The organism is Nocardia colli, assembly GCF_008704205.1.
Taxonomy (GTDB): domain Bacteria; phylum Actinomycetota; class Actinomycetes; order Mycobacteriales; family Mycobacteriaceae; genus Nocardia; species Nocardia colli.
Map to the genome: position 1 here is coordinate 392,479 of NZ_VXLC01000015.1, position 16,134 is coordinate 408,612.

The 16,134-nt window shown below is 68.0% G+C and carries 4 protein-coding genes; all 4 read left to right on the forward strand.

Annotated features, from left to right (window positions below):
• Positions 1–10: 10 nt before the first annotated feature.
• Positions 11–982 carry an AfsA-related hotdog domain-containing protein gene (locus tag F3087_RS28805; RefSeq protein WP_150405192.1) on the forward strand — a complete coding sequence of 324 codons (972 nt, stop codon included), beginning with the start codon at positions 11–13 and terminating at the stop codon, positions 980–982.
• A gap of 129 nt (positions 983–1,111) precedes the next feature.
• The gene (locus tag F3087_RS28810; protein ID WP_150405193.1) at positions 1,112–7,588 is read left to right on the forward strand and encodes a type I polyketide synthase; all 6,477 of its coding nucleotides are present in this window, start codon (positions 1,112–1,114) and stop codon (positions 7,586–7,588) included.
• Between the two features lie 99 nt (positions 7,589–7,687).
• The gene (locus tag F3087_RS28815) at positions 7,688–9,691 is read left to right on the forward strand and encodes an AMP-binding protein (protein ID WP_191094182.1); all 2,004 of its coding nucleotides are present in this window, start codon (positions 7,688–7,690) and stop codon (positions 9,689–9,691) included.
• Positions 9,688–16,107, forward strand: coding sequence for a type I polyketide synthase (locus F3087_RS28820; protein ID WP_150405195.1), 6,420 nt, complete (start codon positions 9,688–9,690; stop codon positions 16,105–16,107). Before F3087_RS28815 ends, F3087_RS28820 begins: the two co-directional genes overlap by 4 nt.
• Positions 16,108–16,134 lie beyond the last annotated feature (27 nt).

Sequence of the window (16,134 nt, forward strand, 5' to 3'; positions counted from 1 at the left end):
AGGAACGCCGATGACGAAGAATCTGCTGGAAACCGGGCCGCCGCGGCGCGACGGCCTCACCTTCGATCAAACCGTGCCGCGCACGCTCGCCCATCGCCGCGCCCTCGGCGAGGTGTACGTCGCGGACACCGTGCAGGCCGGGCCTGCGGAGTTCCTGGCCGCGATCCAGCTGCCGCGCGCGCACTCGCTGTGGTTCGACCGGACGGTGGACTACCACGATCCGCTGTCCACCATCGAAGCGATCCGGCAGGCGATGCTCGTGGTCGGCCAGCGCTACGGGCAGGTGCCGGCCGATAACCCACTCAGCCTGCAGCGCATGGCATTCAGCGTGGAGGACCTGAGCGCATTCCGGGACGACCGGCGCTCGCCGCTCGAGGGCATCGTCCGGATCCACTCGGACCAGGGCCGCCCGGGCGACTACTTCGTCGACACCGCGTTCGAGGCGACCTTGACCATCGACTCCGCGCTGGCGTTGACCGTGCGCGGCAGCGGGATCGTGTTCACCCGCGACGCCTACGACGGCATGCGCCTGGTCCAGCGGGCCGAACGCGCCACGGGGGTGACCGGCGCCGGACCCGTCGTCACCCTGGTCGAACCGGTGCGGGTGGGGCGCCGCGATCACCGCAATGTGGTGTTGGCGACGGTGTCGCACGACGACGGGGTGGTGCTGGTCGTCGATCAGAGCCACCCCTCGTTCTTCGATCACCCGTATGACCACGTCCCCGGGCCGCTGCTGCTGGAGGCGTTCCGCCAGGCGGCGATACTGGCGAGCGGCAGTCCGGATACCCCGGTGGTCACCGCGGCCGAGATCGAGTTCGCCGGATTCGCGGAGTTGGACGCGATCGTCGAATGCACCACCGAGACCGACGCCGAATCCGCCCTGGGCGGAACCGAAGTCGTCGTCGGCTTCCACCAATTCGGCAAGCAGGTCGCGCACGGCCGGATCGAGTTGTCGCCCTATCCGGCCGGCAGTTACCGATAATCCCCCATCGATCTCCCCGGCCGAACACGCGCAGAACCGTTCGGCCGCAATTCAACTCGTGAAATCGGGACGTCCGTCGCACCAGCTCGCGTCAGGACCGGACTCGTGCATGCAGGAAGGCGAACAACGATGGCAACCGAATCCGATCTCCGCAAGTACCTCAAGCGGGCCGCGATCGATCTACAGGACACGCGACAGCGACTCCAGGACGTGGAATCCCGGGTGCACGAACCGATTGCCATCGTGGGCATGGGGTGCCGGTTCCCCGGCGACATCCAGAATCCGGGCGACCTGTTCCAGGCGACGCTCGAAGGCCGGGATCTGATCTCCGAGTTCCCGGCCGATCGCGGCTGGGATATCGAGTCGGCGTATCACCCGGACCGGGACCATCGAGGCACGTTCTATGTCCGCCGCGGCGGATTCCTCACCCGTCCCGGCGATTTCGATCCCGGCTTCTTCGGCATCTCGCCGCGCGAGGCGCTGGCGATGGATCCGCAGCAGCGCCAGCTGCTCGAAGTCGCCTGGGAGGCAATCGAGAACTCGAGCATCGATCCGACCACACTGGCCGGCACCGAGACCGGCGTGTTCGCGGGAGTCATCACGCCGACCTTCCGGCCGGACCCCGACGATATGGGCTCGTTCCACGGGATGATGTTGACCGGCAACACCGGCAGCATCGCCACCGGTCGCATCGCCTACACGCTGGGTTTGGAAGGTCCTGCGGTGACGGTGGATACGGCGTGCGCGTCGTCACTGGTCGCGGTGCATCAGGCGGTGCGGTCGCTGCGCGGCGGCGAGATCTCGATGGCGCTGGCGGGCGGCTCGACCATGATCTCCGGTATCGCCGATTGCGTGGAGTTCTGTGCGATGGGTGCGCTCGCGTCGGACGGGCGGTGTAAATCGTTCGCGGACAACGCCGATGGGTTCAGCGTCGCCGAGGGGGTCGGCGTCCTGGTGCTCGAGCGGCTCTCCGACGCGCGCCGCAACGGCCGTCGCGTGCTGGCGGTGATCCGTGGTTCCGCGGTGAATCAGGACGGCGCGAGTAATGGCCTGACCGCGCCGAACGGCCCGGCGCAGCAGCGGGTGATCAAGCTGGCGCTCTCGGACGCCCAGTTGGCCGCGCGGGAGGTCGACGTGATGGAGGCCCACGGCACCGGTACCGCGCTGGGCGACCCCATCGAGGCGACCGCTCTACTGGCCACCTACGGCCGCGAACGGGTGCACGAGCCCTTACTGCTGGGGTCGGTGAAGTCGAACATCGGGCACAGCATGGCGGCGGCCGGGGTGGCCGGTGTGATCAAGATGGTCGAGGCATTGCGGCGCGGCATCGTTCCGCCCACCCTGCACGCGGATACTCCGAGCACGCAGATCGATTGGGACAGTGGGCAGGTGGCGTTGGTCACCGAGCCGCGGGACTGGCCGGCGAACGGGCATCCGCGCCGTGCCGCGGTGTCGTCGTTCGGTATCAGTGGGACGAACGCGCATCTGATCCTGGAGCAGGCGCCGGTGGAGGCGACCGTGCCGGTGCCGGAACGAGTTGTGCCGCCGTTGATCCCGTGGGTGGTCTCGGCGAAGAGCCGGGACGCCCTGATCGGGCAGGCGCGGCGCCTGGCGCAGCAGGTTGAGCGAGAACCGGAGCTCGATCCCACCGATATCGGTCTGTCGCTGGTGAATTCGCGGACTCGTTATCCGCATCGTGCGGTGGTGCTCGGGCACAGTCGCGACGAGCTGGTGGCCGGGCTGGCGAATCTGGTGGCAGGTCAGGATGTTCCCGGTGTGGTGGTGGGCGCCGGTGCGGTCAAGGGCAAGACCGTCTTCGTGTTCTCGGGGCAGGGATCGCAGCGGCCGGAGATGGGACGCGAGCTCTACGACGCCTTCCCGGTGTATCGGGCGAAGTTCGACGAGATCTGTGCGCTGTTCGAGCCGTGGCTGGAGCGGTCGCTGCGCGCGGTGGTCTTCGCCGCCGCCGACAGTGACGATGCGGCGCTGCTCGATCGGACCGATTTCACGCAGGCCGGGCTGTTCGCCGTCGAGCTGGCGCTGTTCGAGCTGCTGCGCTCCTGGGGCGTGAAACCCGATGTAGTGCTGGGGCATTCGATCGGTGAGCTCGCCGCGGCCTGTGCGGCCGGTGTGTGGTCGTTGCCCGACGCGGTGCGGCTGGTGGCCGCGCGGGGCACGTTGATGGCGGCGCTACCCCCGGGTGGTGCGATGATCTCGCTCGCCGCCGGCGAGGAGGTCGTCGCGCCGTTGCTGTCCGGACGGGACGGCCAGGTGGGTATCGCGGCGGTGAATTCTCCTGATTCCGTGGTGATTTCCGGGGTCGAGGCGGTTGTCGAGGAGGTCGCCGCGGGGTTGGTGGCCGACGGGGTCAAGGCCACGCGGCTGCGCGTGAGTCATGCGTTCCACTCGCCGTTGATGGCGCCGATGCTCGCTGAATTCGATGCTGTTTGCGCCGAACTGACTTATGACGAGGCGACGTTGCCGTTGGTGTCGAATGTGACCGGCCGTTTCGCGACGCCCGCTGAATTGCGCGATCCCGAGTACTGGGTTCGACACGTCAGTGCCCCGGTTCGTTTCGCCGATGGTGTCGCGAGCGCTGCTGAATACGCCAGGGCCGGTGCGACTTTGCTCGAAATCGGACCGTCCGCTGGGTTGACCGGCTTGGTCACCGAAAGTCTGGCCGAGGACGACGAGGCGGACTTCGTCGCCGTCCCGGTCTTGCGTGCCCAGCGTCCGGAGCCTGTCGCGCTGCTGAGCGCGGTCGCCGTGGCGCACGGCCGCGGCACGTCCGTCGATTGGGCCGAGTTGTTCGCCGGAACTGGTGCGCAGATCATCGAATTGCCCACGTACGCCTTCGATCACAAGAACTACTGGGTCACCAGCGGAACCGGTTCGAGCGATCCGCGGCAGCTCGGTTTAGGGGCGGTGGAGCATCCGTTGCTGGGTGCGATGGTCGGTGTGGCCGACGGTGGCGGGGCATTGCTGTCGGGGCGGCTGTCGTTGTCGTCGCACGCATGGCTGGCCGATCACACGGTCGGCGGGCAGGTTCTGTTGCCGGGGGCGGTGTTTGTCGAGTTGGCCTTGTTCGCGGCGAGGGTCGTGGAGGCGTCGCGGGTCGCTGAGCTGGTGTTGTCCTCGCCGCTGGTGCTGGCTGAGCGGGACGCGGTTCAGATACAGGTCCGGGTGACCGAGGGCGAGCTGCTGGGGGAGTGGCGGATCGGGGTCTACGCTCGGGCCGAGGGTTCGGGAGACGCGGAGTGGACGAATCACGCGTCGGGGGTGCTGGACTCGGCCGCGGTGCCGTCCGACGTCGGCGCGGACATGCGCGTGTGGCCGCCGGTCGGCGCGGTGCCGATCGAGGCGGGGGATGTGTATGCGTCGTTCGCCGCGGGCGGGTACGAGTACGGACCGGCGTTCCAGGGGGTGAAGTCGGTGTGGCGGCACGGGGCGGAATTGTTCGGCGAGGTGGTGCTGCCGGAGAGCGCGGCCGGCGACGCCGGACGGTTCGGGTTGCATCCGGCGCTGTTGGATGCGGCACTGCAGGTGTCGCTGGTGGGGGACTTGGCGCTGGGTGGCGTGGGGCCGCTGCGGTTGCCGTTCGTGTGGGAGGGGGTGTCGTTGGCGGCGGTGGGCGCGTCGGTCGTGCGGGTGCGGTTGGCGTACACGGGCGATCGGATGGAGGTGGTGCTGGTCGATCCGGCCGGCGGTCTCGTCGCGCATGTCGAATCGCTGGCCCTGCGCGATGTTTCGGCCGATGCGCTGGTCGGCTCCGCCGCGTCGAGCACCGACGCGCTGTTCGAATTGCACTGGGACGCCGCACCGCAGGCCGAGATCGCGGCCGGCGGTGAATGGAGTGCGCTCGCGGATCCGGCGGCGAGCGACGGTCGACCGTGGGAGTTGGAGCGCTGGAGCGATTCCGGCCGCGATGCCATCGTGCTCACCTGTCCCCCCGGCGACCCGGCCGCCGATCCGCAGGCGGGCGTGATCGGTGTGCTGGAACGCGTGCAGTCACTGTTGGCCGAACCTGACTTCGCGGCAGCAACTCTGGTGGTCGTCACTCACGGTGGTGTCGCGGTCGACGGTGGCGCAGACATCGATCCGGGCCAGGCCGCGATCTGGGGTCTGCTGCGAAGCGCGCAGAGCGAGCACGAGGATCGAATCATCTTGCTGGACCTGGATTCTCGCGCCGAGCCGGCGATCGAAGAACGACGGTCGGCGGTAGCGGCGGTACTGGCGGCGGGCGAAGCGCAGGCGGCGGTGCGCCGCGGTGCGATCTTCGTGCCGTTGCTGGCGCGGGCGGGCGCGGATACGACGACGGGGGCTTACCTCGCCGATACGGGGTCCGCGTGGCAGTTGGGTGTATTGGATAAGGGCACGCTCAACGGCGACAATATGGTGCTCGCGCCTGCCGACGACACGACGGAATTGGCCCCGGGGCAGGTGCGCGTCGCGGTACGCGCGGCCGGAATGAACTTCCGCGATGTGCTGATCACGCTGGGCATGTATCCCATCGAAGGCGCGCCGGTCGGCGGCGAAGGCGCCGGCGTCGTGTCGGCTGTCGGTCCCGGCGTCACGCGATTCGAACCCGGCGATCGGGTGATGGGTTTGTTCGCCGGTGTCGGATCGAGCGTCGTCGCCGATCAGTCGGGGGTCGTGCCGATCCCGCCGGGCTGGAGTTTCGAGCAGGCCGCGGCGGTGCCGATCGTATTCGCGACGGCGTATCACGCGCTGGTCGATCTGGCGGGGCTGCAATCCGGCGAGCGCGTGCTGATTCATGCGGGGACCGGTGGTGTCGGCCTGGCGGCGATTCAATTGGCGCGGCATTTGGGGGCCGAATTGTTCGTGACGGCCTCGGAGCCGAAATGGCCGGTATTGCGTGAGCTCGGCTTCGGCGAAGAGCGGATCGGGAATTCGCGGACCCTGGACTTCGAGCAGAAGTTCTTGGCCCAGACCGGGGACCAAGGCGTGGACGTGGTGCTGGATTCACTGGCCGGTGAGTTCGTGGACGCGTCCCTGCGATTGCTACCGCGCGGTGGCCGATTCCTGGAGATGGGCCTGACCGACCTGCGTGATCCGGCACAGATCGCGGCGGCCTATCCAGGCGTGCGTTATGCGGCGTTCCAGCTGATGGAGCTGCCCGCGCAGCACTTGCAGAAGATCCTGAGCGAACTGTTCGACCTGTTCGAAGCCGGAGTGCTGCAACCACTTCCGGTGACGCAATGGGACGTACGGCGCGCGCCGGAGGCGTTCCGGTATCTGTCGCAGGCGCGGCACATCGGCAAGAACGTGCTGACGGTGCCGCGGCAACCGGACCGCACCGGCACCGTATTGATCACCGGCGGCACCGGCGGATTGGGCGCGGTGGTGGCGCGGCACCTGGTCGCTCGCCATGGGGTCGAACATCTGGTGCTCGCCTCACGGCGTGGTCCAGCCGCTGAGGGCGCGACAGAGTTGGTCGCTGAACTGCGCGAAGCCGGTGCGAGCGCGGAAGTGGTTGCGTGCGATGTATCCGACGGTGATGCAGTGCGCGCGTTGGTATCCGGTATCGATCCGCGTCATCCGTTGACCGGAATCGTGCATGCGGCAGGCGTGCTCGACGACGGTCTGTTCACCGACCTGAATCCCGAGCGAGTAGGAAAAGTGTTCGCGCCCAAGGCGAATGCCGCCTGGAACCTGCATGCGGCGGCGAAAGACCTTCCGCTGTCGATGTTCGTGCTGTTCTCCTCGATCGCCGGGACGGTCGGTTCACCGGGACAGTCGAATTACGCTGCGGCGAACGCGTTCTTGGATGCGCTCGCGCTCTACCGGCAGCGGCGCGGTCTGGCGGCAACCTCCATCGCCTGGGGACTGTGGGAGCAGGCGACCGGGATGACCGCGTCGTTGACCGACATCGATCGCGGGCGATTGCGCGCCGGTGGATACCTGCCGATCGCCACCGACGACGGCATGGCAATGCTGGATGCGGCGCTGAGCACCGGACAGCGATCGGTCGTCGCGTCGCGGATCGATATCTCTGCCTTGCAGAAGGCGGAAACGGTGCCGCCGATGCTGCGCGGTGTGGTGCGGCGGATGCGCAAGGCCGCGGATGCGGGGCAGGCCTCGGGCCTGGTCGCCAGCCTGGTCGGATTGGGCGCGGCCGAACAGAGCCGGATTCTGTTGGATCTGGTGCGCTCGCACGCCGCCGCGGTGCTGGGCCATGCCTCCGCGGAGGCGGTCGGTGCCGATGACGTGTTCAAGGACCTGGGTTTCGATTCGCTGGGCGCGGTGGAGTTCCGGAACCGATTGAAGAACGCGACCGGGTTGAAGTTGCCGACGACGGTGGTGTTCGACTACCCGACCGCAGCGGCGCTGGCCGGGTATATCGCCGCCGAGATCGTTCCGGTCGAGAACGTCGTGGACCGGATCGTTGCCCAGGTGGATGCGCTGTCGGGGGTGTGCGACGGGATCGAGCTGGATCGGTCGGATGTCGCCGCCGTCACCGAGCGGCTGACCGAGATCATCCGAAGTTTGCAGGGCAGTGGTGGTTCGGGTCTCGACCTGGACGCGGCCGACGACGACGAGATCTTCGACTTCATCGACCAGGCGCGTCCCACCGGCTACGTGTGACGCACCGCAGGGACGGCTCGGCGCTGACGCCGTCCCGATTTCGGCAAGACACTATCGATATCGAGGGATCTCATGCTACGAACCGATCTCATCCGTCCAGTGCCGGACATACTGCGGGACAACGCGATCCGATTCGGCGACAAGGCCGCCTTCACCGATCTCCGGCGGTCGGTCGGCTACGCGGAGCTGGAGCAGCGCACCCGTCGGCTCGCGGGCAATCTCGGCTGCCGGCGCGGCGACCGGGTCGTGCTGATGCTCGGCAACAGCGTCGAGATGGCCGAGGGATATCTGGGTGTCGCGCGAGCGGCGGCGATAGGTGTGCCGGTGAACCCCTACTGCTCCGATGCCGAGCTCGACCACATCCTGCTCGACAGCGGAGCGAATGTGCTGATGGCGCAGGCGAGTTCGGTAGCCAGGCGGCGTGAGTTGCTGGCCCGGCATCCCGATCTGCGCCTTGTGGTCGCGGGTGACCCGGGCGGAACCGAGCGTGCCTTCGAAGAGTTGGCAACTACGGAACCGGCTATTGCCGCACGGGACGACCTCGGTGTCGACGACGTCGGCTGGATCCTCTACACCTCCGGAACCACCGGGCAGCCCAAGGGCGTGGTCACCACGCTGACCAAGGCGCTGTGGGGCACGGTCGCCGGTTACGTACCCGGTTTCGGGATGAGCGCCGACGATCGGCTGCTGTGGCCGATGCCGTTGTCGCACTGCCTCGGTCATCATCTCGGCGTGCTCGGCGTGGCCGCCGTCGGCGCCGGCACGCTGCTGATCGACGGTTTCGCCGCCGGGCCGCTGCTGGCCGCGCTCGGCGGCATGCGGCCGACCGTGCTGGTCGGCGTGCCCACGCTGTTCCAGCAGCTGGTCCGGGTGGACGCCGAGGCGATCCCCACGCATACGTTGCGGGCGTGCTGGTTCGGCGGCGCACCGGGCTCCGGCGAGCTCGGCCGGGCGGTCGAAGCGACGCTGGGTGTGCCGCTGCTGAATACCTATGGTGCGAGCGAGGCGACCGGGGCGATCACCGTCAATCCGCCGTCCGACCGCAACACCCCGGCCTCGGCCGGACCGCCGATCCTGGGGGTGAACACCCGGATCGTGGATCCCGGAACGGGTTTCGATGTGCCGGCCGGTGCCGAGGGCGAACTGTGGGTGGCCGGTCCCGGTGTGATGGTCGGCTACTACAACCGGCCCGATCTGACCGCCGAGGTGCTGCGCGGGGAGTGGTTGCGCACCGGTGATCTCGCGCGCCGCGACGCACTGGGATTCCTCGACATCACCGGCCGGATCAAGGAACTCATCATCCGGGGCGGCGAGAACATCCACCCGGTCGAGATCGAGAACGTGGTCAAACGTGTTGCGGGCGTGCAGGATGCGGCGGTCTGTGGAAAGCCGCACGACACGCTCGGTGAGGTGCCGATCGCCCTCGTGGTGCCCGATCCCGGCGGGTTCGAGGTCGCGGCGTTGTTCGCCGAATGCCGAAAGAGCCTCGAGCACAGCAAGGTTCCGTTCGAGGTGTACGAGATCGACGCGGTGCCACGGACCATGTCGGGGAAGATCCTCCGGCGTGAGCTGCCGGTGCTGGCGAGCCGGCTGCTGGGCAGCATCGAGGCCGAGTCCGCGGGCCAGGCCGGTGAGTGGGCGCAGCCCGATGCCGCCATCCGCGCCGAGCTGGCCGCCCGGCTCGCGACCCTGTCACCCGCCGACGGTGTTGCCCTGCTGTGTGACCGGATCTTCGAATCGGTGGCGTCGATCATCGGTGACACCCATCGAGAGGTCGACGGCACCTTCACCGACTGGGGGATCACCTCGGTGGGTGCGGTGGGATTGCGCAACCACCTCGTCACCGGCACGGGGTTGGATATAACGGCCACAGCCGTATTCGACTACCCCACACCGGAAATACTCGCTGGGCATCTGCGTTCCTGGCTACTCGGCGAGTATCAGCCCGCGCCGCTGCCGACCGCCCAGCCCGCCGAGGACTTCGCCCGGCGCATCGCGGAGATCGAGTCCATGGATCCGGCCGAGCTGGTCCGGCTGGCTTCGGTCGGCGCGCAGGCGGTTCCCGAGGCGGGCGACGACGGCGAGAGTGACGGCGAACAGTGACGACAACCGAGAAGCTGGTCGAGGCGCTGCGCAGTTCGCTGCTGGAGCAGGAACGACTACGGCAGGTAAACGCCGAAACCACGGCCGCACTGACGGAACCGATCGCCATCATCGCGATGGGCTGCCGCTATCCGGCCGATGTCCGCACGCCCGAACAGCTTTGGGACCTGGTGGCGGCGGGCGTGGACGCGACGTCGGAGTTTCCGGTCGACCGGGGCTGGGATCTGGCGACCCTGTTCGACAGCGAACCAGGGCAACCGGGAAAGAGTTACGTACGCCGGGGTGGATTCCTGCATGACGCGGCCGAATTCGACGCCGCGTTCTTCGGAATCTCGCCGCGCGAGGCGGCGATCTTGGATCCGCAGCAGCGGTTGCTGCTCGAGGTGTCGTGGGAGACCGTCGAGCGCGCGGGCATCGACCCGATGTCGTTGCGGGGCAGCGATACCGGTGTCTTCGCCGGGGTGATGTATCACGAGTACGGCACGGACGTGGTGGGCTCGGCGGGATCGATCGTCTCGGGCCGGCTCGCCTATACCCTCGGCCTGGAGGGGCCAGCGATCACGGTGGACACCGCGTGCTCGTCCTCGCTGGTGGCGGTGCATCTGGCCGCGCATTCGCTGCGGATGCGGGAATGCGGGCTGGCGGTCGCCGGCGGGGTGGCGGTGATGACCGCGCCGACGTCGTTCGTGGAGTTCTCCAAGCAGCGCGGGCTGGCCCCGGACGGGCGCTGCAAGGCGTTCGCCGCCGCGGCGGACGGGGTGGGGTGGTCCGAGGGTGTCGGCGTGCTGCTGCTGGAACGGCTCTCCGACGCCCGGCGCAATGGGCATACCGTGCTCGCGCTGGTGCGCGGCTCGGCGGTCAATCAGGACGGGGCGAGCAACGGGCTGACCGCGCCCAACGGGCCGGCGCAGCAGCGGGTCATCCGGCAGGCGTTGGCGAATGCGCGGGTGGGAGCCGATGAGGTCGACGTCGTCGAGGCGCACGGGACCGGGACGACACTGGGTGACCCGATCGAGGCGTCGGCGCTGCTGGCGACCTACGGATCGGCGCGGGCGGCCGGGGAACCGCTGTGGCTGGGGTCGGTGAAATCGAATATCGGCCATACCCAGGCGGCCGCAGGGGTGGCGGGCGTGATCAAAATGGTGGAGGCGATGCGTCGGGGGACGATACCGCCGACCCTGCACGTCGATGCGCCGAGTCCGCATGTGAACTGGTCAACCGGTGGAGTGGAACTGGCAACGCGGACGCGTGCGTGGCCGCACCACGATCGTCCGTGCCGGGCCGCGGTGTCGTCGTTCGGTATCAGCGGGACGAACGCGCACGTGATCTTGGAGCAGGCACCGGTCACCGAGTCCGTGGGAGTGCTTGAACGGGTTGCGCCGCCGGTCATTCCGTGGGTTCTCTCGGCCAAGTCGGTTGAATCCCTCGCGGGGCAGGCGCAACGGTTGCAGGAGCTGGTGCAAGCGGAGCCGAGCCCGGATCCGGTCGATATCGGGTTCTCGCTGGTGACCTCGCGATCGTCGTTCGCGCAGCGTGCCGTGGTGCTCGGGGATACCCGGGAATCGCTGGCCGCCGGGATCGCCGAGATCGCCGCCTGGGAAGCCCCGAATATCGTGCGGGGTCGCGCGGATGTGCGCGGCAAGGCGGTCTTTCTCTTTCCGGGGCAGGGGTCGCAGTGGGCCGGGATGGCGGCCGAGCTGCTCGAAACGTCGCCGGTCTTTGCCGAGCAGATCGGCCGGTGCTCCGCGGCATTGGCGGAATTCACCGACTGGTCGCTGCTGGATCTGTTGCGCAGCAACGGTATCGAGGACAGTCCGGATGTGGTGCAGCCGGCGCTGTTCGCGGTCATGGTCGCGCTGGCCCAGCTGTGGCGCTCGATGGGGGTCGAGCCGGATGCCGTGATCGGGCATTCGCAGGGGGAGATTGCCGCCGCGTATGTCGCCGGGGTGCTGTCGCTGCGGGAGGCGACGCGGATCGTGGTGATCCGCAGCCGCGCGGTGTGCGCGATCGCCGGTCGCGGCGGGATGGTTTCGGTGCTTCGTCCGTTCGCCGAGGTCGAAGCGGCGGTGGCAGCCCGTTGGGCGGGGAAGCTCTCCATCGCGGTGGTCAACGGGCCGACCTCGACGGTGGTGTCCGGGAGTAATGCCGCGCTGGACGAACTGCTGGCGCACTGCGCGGCGACGGGGATCGGTGCGCGGCGGGTGGCGGTCGACTATGCGGCGCATTCCGTGCAGATCGAGCCGTTGCGGGCGGAGATCCTGCGTGAGCTGGGTGCGGTGGCCTCGCGCTCCGGTGACATCGCCGTCATCTCCTCCGTTACCGGTGAGGTGCTCGACGGTGCGGCGATGGATGCCGAGTACTGGTACCGGAATCTCTCCGACACAGTGCATTTCGCGAGCGCCGTGCACACTGCCTACGAACTGCGGGGGCGCGGCTTCGTGGAGTGCAGTCCGCATCCGGTGCTAGGTGTCGATGTGCAGGAGTTTCTCGACGATACCGAGGATGCGGAGCGCAGCGTGGTGGTCGAATCGCTGCGGCGCGGCGACGGTGGGCTCGGACGATTCCTGACTTCCGTTGCGGCGGCGCATGTTCGGGGTATTCCGGTTGATTGGGCGCGGGTCTTCGCCGGTTCCGGAGCGGTGCGGGTCGACTTGCCGACGTATGCGTTCGAGCGCAAGCGCTACTGGCTGGAGACGACATCGGCGGTCGCCGTTTCCGGGCTCGGATTGGGGGCGGTGGAGCATCCGCTGCTGGGTGTGATGGTGGGGGTGGCCGATGGCGGTGGTGTTCTGCTGTCCGGTCGGTGGTCGTTGTCGTCGCACGCGTGGCTGGCCGACCATTCGGTGGACGGGCGGATTCTGGTGCCGGGGGCGGTGTTCGTGGAGTTGGCGTTGTTCGCCGCGGATGTGGTGGGCGCTTCGCGGGTGGGGGAGCTGGTGCTGTCTTCGCCGTTGGTGCTCGAGGAACAGGGTGGGGTTCAGATCCAGGTTCGGGTGACCGAGGGTGAGTCGTTGGGGGAGTGGCGGATCGGAGTGTTCTCCCGGGCCGAGGGGCTGGTGGAGGAATGGACTTGTCATGCGACGGGGGTTCTGGATTCGGTTGCTGTGCAATCGGATCAGGGCGCCGATCTGCGGGTGTGGCCGCCGGCGGGCGCGGTGCCGGTCGAGGTGGGAGACGTGTATGCGGCGTTGGCCGGTGCCGGATATGAGTACGGGCCGGTTTTCCGCGGGGTGAAGTCGGTGTGGCGGCGTGGGGGTGAGCTGTTCGGCGAAGTCGTGTTGCCGGAGGGTGGTGCCGGGGACGCGGGGCGGTTCGGGTTGCATCCGGCGTTGTTGGATGCGGCCCTGCATGTTTCGTTGGTGGGGGAGTTGGCATCCGGCGGTGTCGAGGTGCGGTTGCCGTTCGTGTGGGAGGGGGTGTCGTTGGCGGCGGTGGGTGCGTCGGTCGCGCGGGTGCGCGTGCTGCGCTCCGGTGACCGGATGGAGGTTGTATTGGTCGATCCAGCTGGGGAACTCGTCGCGCACGTCGAGTCGCTGGCCTTGCGCCCGCTCGCCGACGATGGCGTCGTCAGCCGGTCGCGCGGTCTCGCCGACCTGTACGGCATGACCTGGATTCCGCTGACCGGCAGCGTGATTCCAGAATCCGGCGACCCCTGGGACGCCATCGACACCGGCGTCGGCTGGCTGCTCGAGCGGTCTGTCGGTAATCCCGGGATCCTTGCCTTGACCTGTCCAGCGGGTGGCGGGCCCGATCGGCGAGGTCATGTGGTTCGAGCGGGAATCGTAGATCGGACGCACCGGCTGGTGCGTGAAGCCTTCGAGCTTGTCGGGAAGATGCTCTCGGACAGGCAATTCAGTTCTGCGACCGTGGTCGTCGTCACGCGCGATGCGGTGGCGATCGACGGCGGCGCGGATATCGATCCGGCGAGCGCTGCCGTCTGGGGTCTATTGCGTAGCGCGCAGAACGAGAATCCCGGTCACATAGCGCTGCTCGATCTCGATGCGGTGTCCGACTATCGCGCGGCTGCTCTCGCATTGGCCGAGTCCGGCGAGCAGCAGGCCGTTGTACGCCGGGGAATTCTCCAAGTTCCGCGGCTGTCCCGCGTCGGCGCGGATACCGTCGGCAACGGGGACCTGGCGACATCCGGAGAATCGTGGAAGCTGACCATGTTGGGTACCGGCGCTCTGCACGGTGACAACCTGGTGCTCGAATCGGCCGATCCGGATATCGAATTGGCCGCCGACGAGGTGCGGGTGACGGTGCGCGCGGTCGGGATGAACTTCCGGGACGTGATCATCGCCTTGAATATGTATCCGCGGGCGGGCGTCGCGGTCGGTGGCGAAGGCGCCGGAGTTGTCTCGGCTGTGGGTGCGGGGGTGACGCGGTTTGCGCCCGGCGATCGAGTGATGGGTCTGATCCCTGGGGCGGCGTCGTCCGTGATCGCTGATCAGTCGGCGTTGGTCGGGATTCCGTCGGGCTGGAGTTTCGAGCAGGCCGCTGCGGTGCCGGTGGTGTTCGCGACGGCGTATTACGCGCTGGTCGATCTGGCGGGGTTGCAATCGGGCGAGCGGCTGTTGGTTCATACGGCGACCGGTGGGGTGGGTTTGGCGGCTATTCAGTTGGCGCGGCATTTGGGCGCTGAGTTGTTTGTGACGGCGTCGGAGCCGAAATGGCCGGTCTTGCGTGAACTCGGCTTCGAGGAAGCGCGGATCGGGAATTCGCGGACGCTGGATTTCGAGGCGAAGTTCCTGGCTCAGACCGAGGGCGAGGGTGTCGATGTGGTGCTGGACTCGCTGGCCGGTGAGTTCGTCGACGCATCGCTTCGACTGTTGCCGCGGGGTGGTCATTTCCTGGAGATGGGCGCGAACAACCTCCGTGATCCGGAGGAGACCGCGGCCGCGTATCCGGGAGTGCGGTATCAGGCCTTCGATTTGGCCGATCTGTCCGCGCAACATTTGCAGAGGATCCTGAGTGAGCTGTTCGCGCTGTTCGAAGCGGGTGTGCTGCAACCACTTCCGGTGACGCAGTGGGATGTGCGGCGGACGCCCGAAGTGCTTCGGTTCCTGTCGCAGGCGCGGCATATCGGCAAGAACGTGCTGACGATTCCGCGGTCGCTGGACCGTGCCGGGACCGTGCTGATCACCGGTGGCGCCGGTGGTTTGGGCGCGGTGGTGGCACGGCATCTGGTTGCTCGTCATGGTGTCGGGCAGCTGGTGCTTGCCTCGCGCCGTGGCCCTTCTGCCGAAGGTGCCGCGGAGTTGGTGGCAGAACTGCGCGAAGCCGGGGCCTCGGTCGAGGTGGTGGCCTGTGACGTGACCGACGGGGATGCGGTGCGCGCGTTGGTGTCCGGTATCGATCCAGGCCATCCGCTGACCGGAGTCGTGCATGCGGCGGGGGCACTCGACGACGGCTTGTTCACCGACCTCACCGCCGATCGAATCGGGAAAGTGCTGGCGCCGAAGGTGGATGCGGCGTGGCATCTGCACGAAGCGGTGAAAGACCTTCCGCTGTCGATGTTTGTGCTGTTCTCCTCGGTCGCGGGGGTGCTCGGCTCGCTCGGGCAATCGAATTACGCTGCGGCGAACGCGTTCTTGGACGCGTTGGCGGTGGATCGACGTCGGCAGGGGATGGCGGCGACGTCGATCGCGTGGGGACTGTGGGCGCAGGCGACCGAGATGACGGCGTCGTTGACGAATGCGGATCGGGGGCGGTTGGCAGCGGGCGGGTTTGTGCCGATCGCGACCGGCGACGGTATGGCGATGCTGGATGCCGCGGTGGGGTCCGGTCAGGGGTGTGTCGTGGCTTCGCGGATCGATATGGCCGTGTTGCAGAAGGTGGACACGGTGTCGCCGATGTTGCGCGGCATGGTGCGGCGGGTTCGCAAAGCGGCGGACACGGGGAGGGGGCAGGCCTCGGGATTGGTAGCGAGTTTGACCGGTCTGAGTCCCGCTGAGCAGGGCCGGATCGTGCTGGATGTGGTGCGCTCGCATGCGGCGGCCGTATTGGGCCATGCCTCGGTCGAGGCGGTGGGTGCCGATGATGTGTTCAAGGACTTGGGTTTCGACTCGCTGGGGGCGGTGGAGTTCCGGAACCGGTTGAAGCACGCCACCGGTGTGAAGCTGCCGACGACGGTGGTGTTCGACTATCCGTCGCCGGCGTCGCTGGCGGGGTTCATCGCCGCCGAGATCGTTCCCGCCGAGGATGTCGTGGGGCGGATCGTGGCTCAGGTCGATGCGTTGTCGGGGGCCTGCGACGGCGCGGAGTTGGATCGGTCCGACGTCGCCGCCGTCACCGAGCGGCTCACCGAGATCATTCGAAGTTTGCAGGGCCGCAATGGTTCTGGCATCGACCTGGAGGCGGCCGAGGACGACGAGATCTTCGACTTCATCGACAGCGCGCCGACGGCGCACAAGTGACCGCATCTCAACGGGCCGGCGCGCCGA

Excerpts from the sequence above, each read along its gene's own strand:
- F3087_RS28810 (WP_150405193.1), top strand. The coding sequence starts at position 1,112 with ATGGCAACCGAATCCGATCTCCGCAAGTACCTCAAGCGGGCCGCGATC.
- F3087_RS28805 (WP_150405192.1), top strand. The coding sequence starts at position 11 with ATGACGAAGAATCTGCTGGAAACCGGGCCGCCGCGGCGCGACGGCCTC.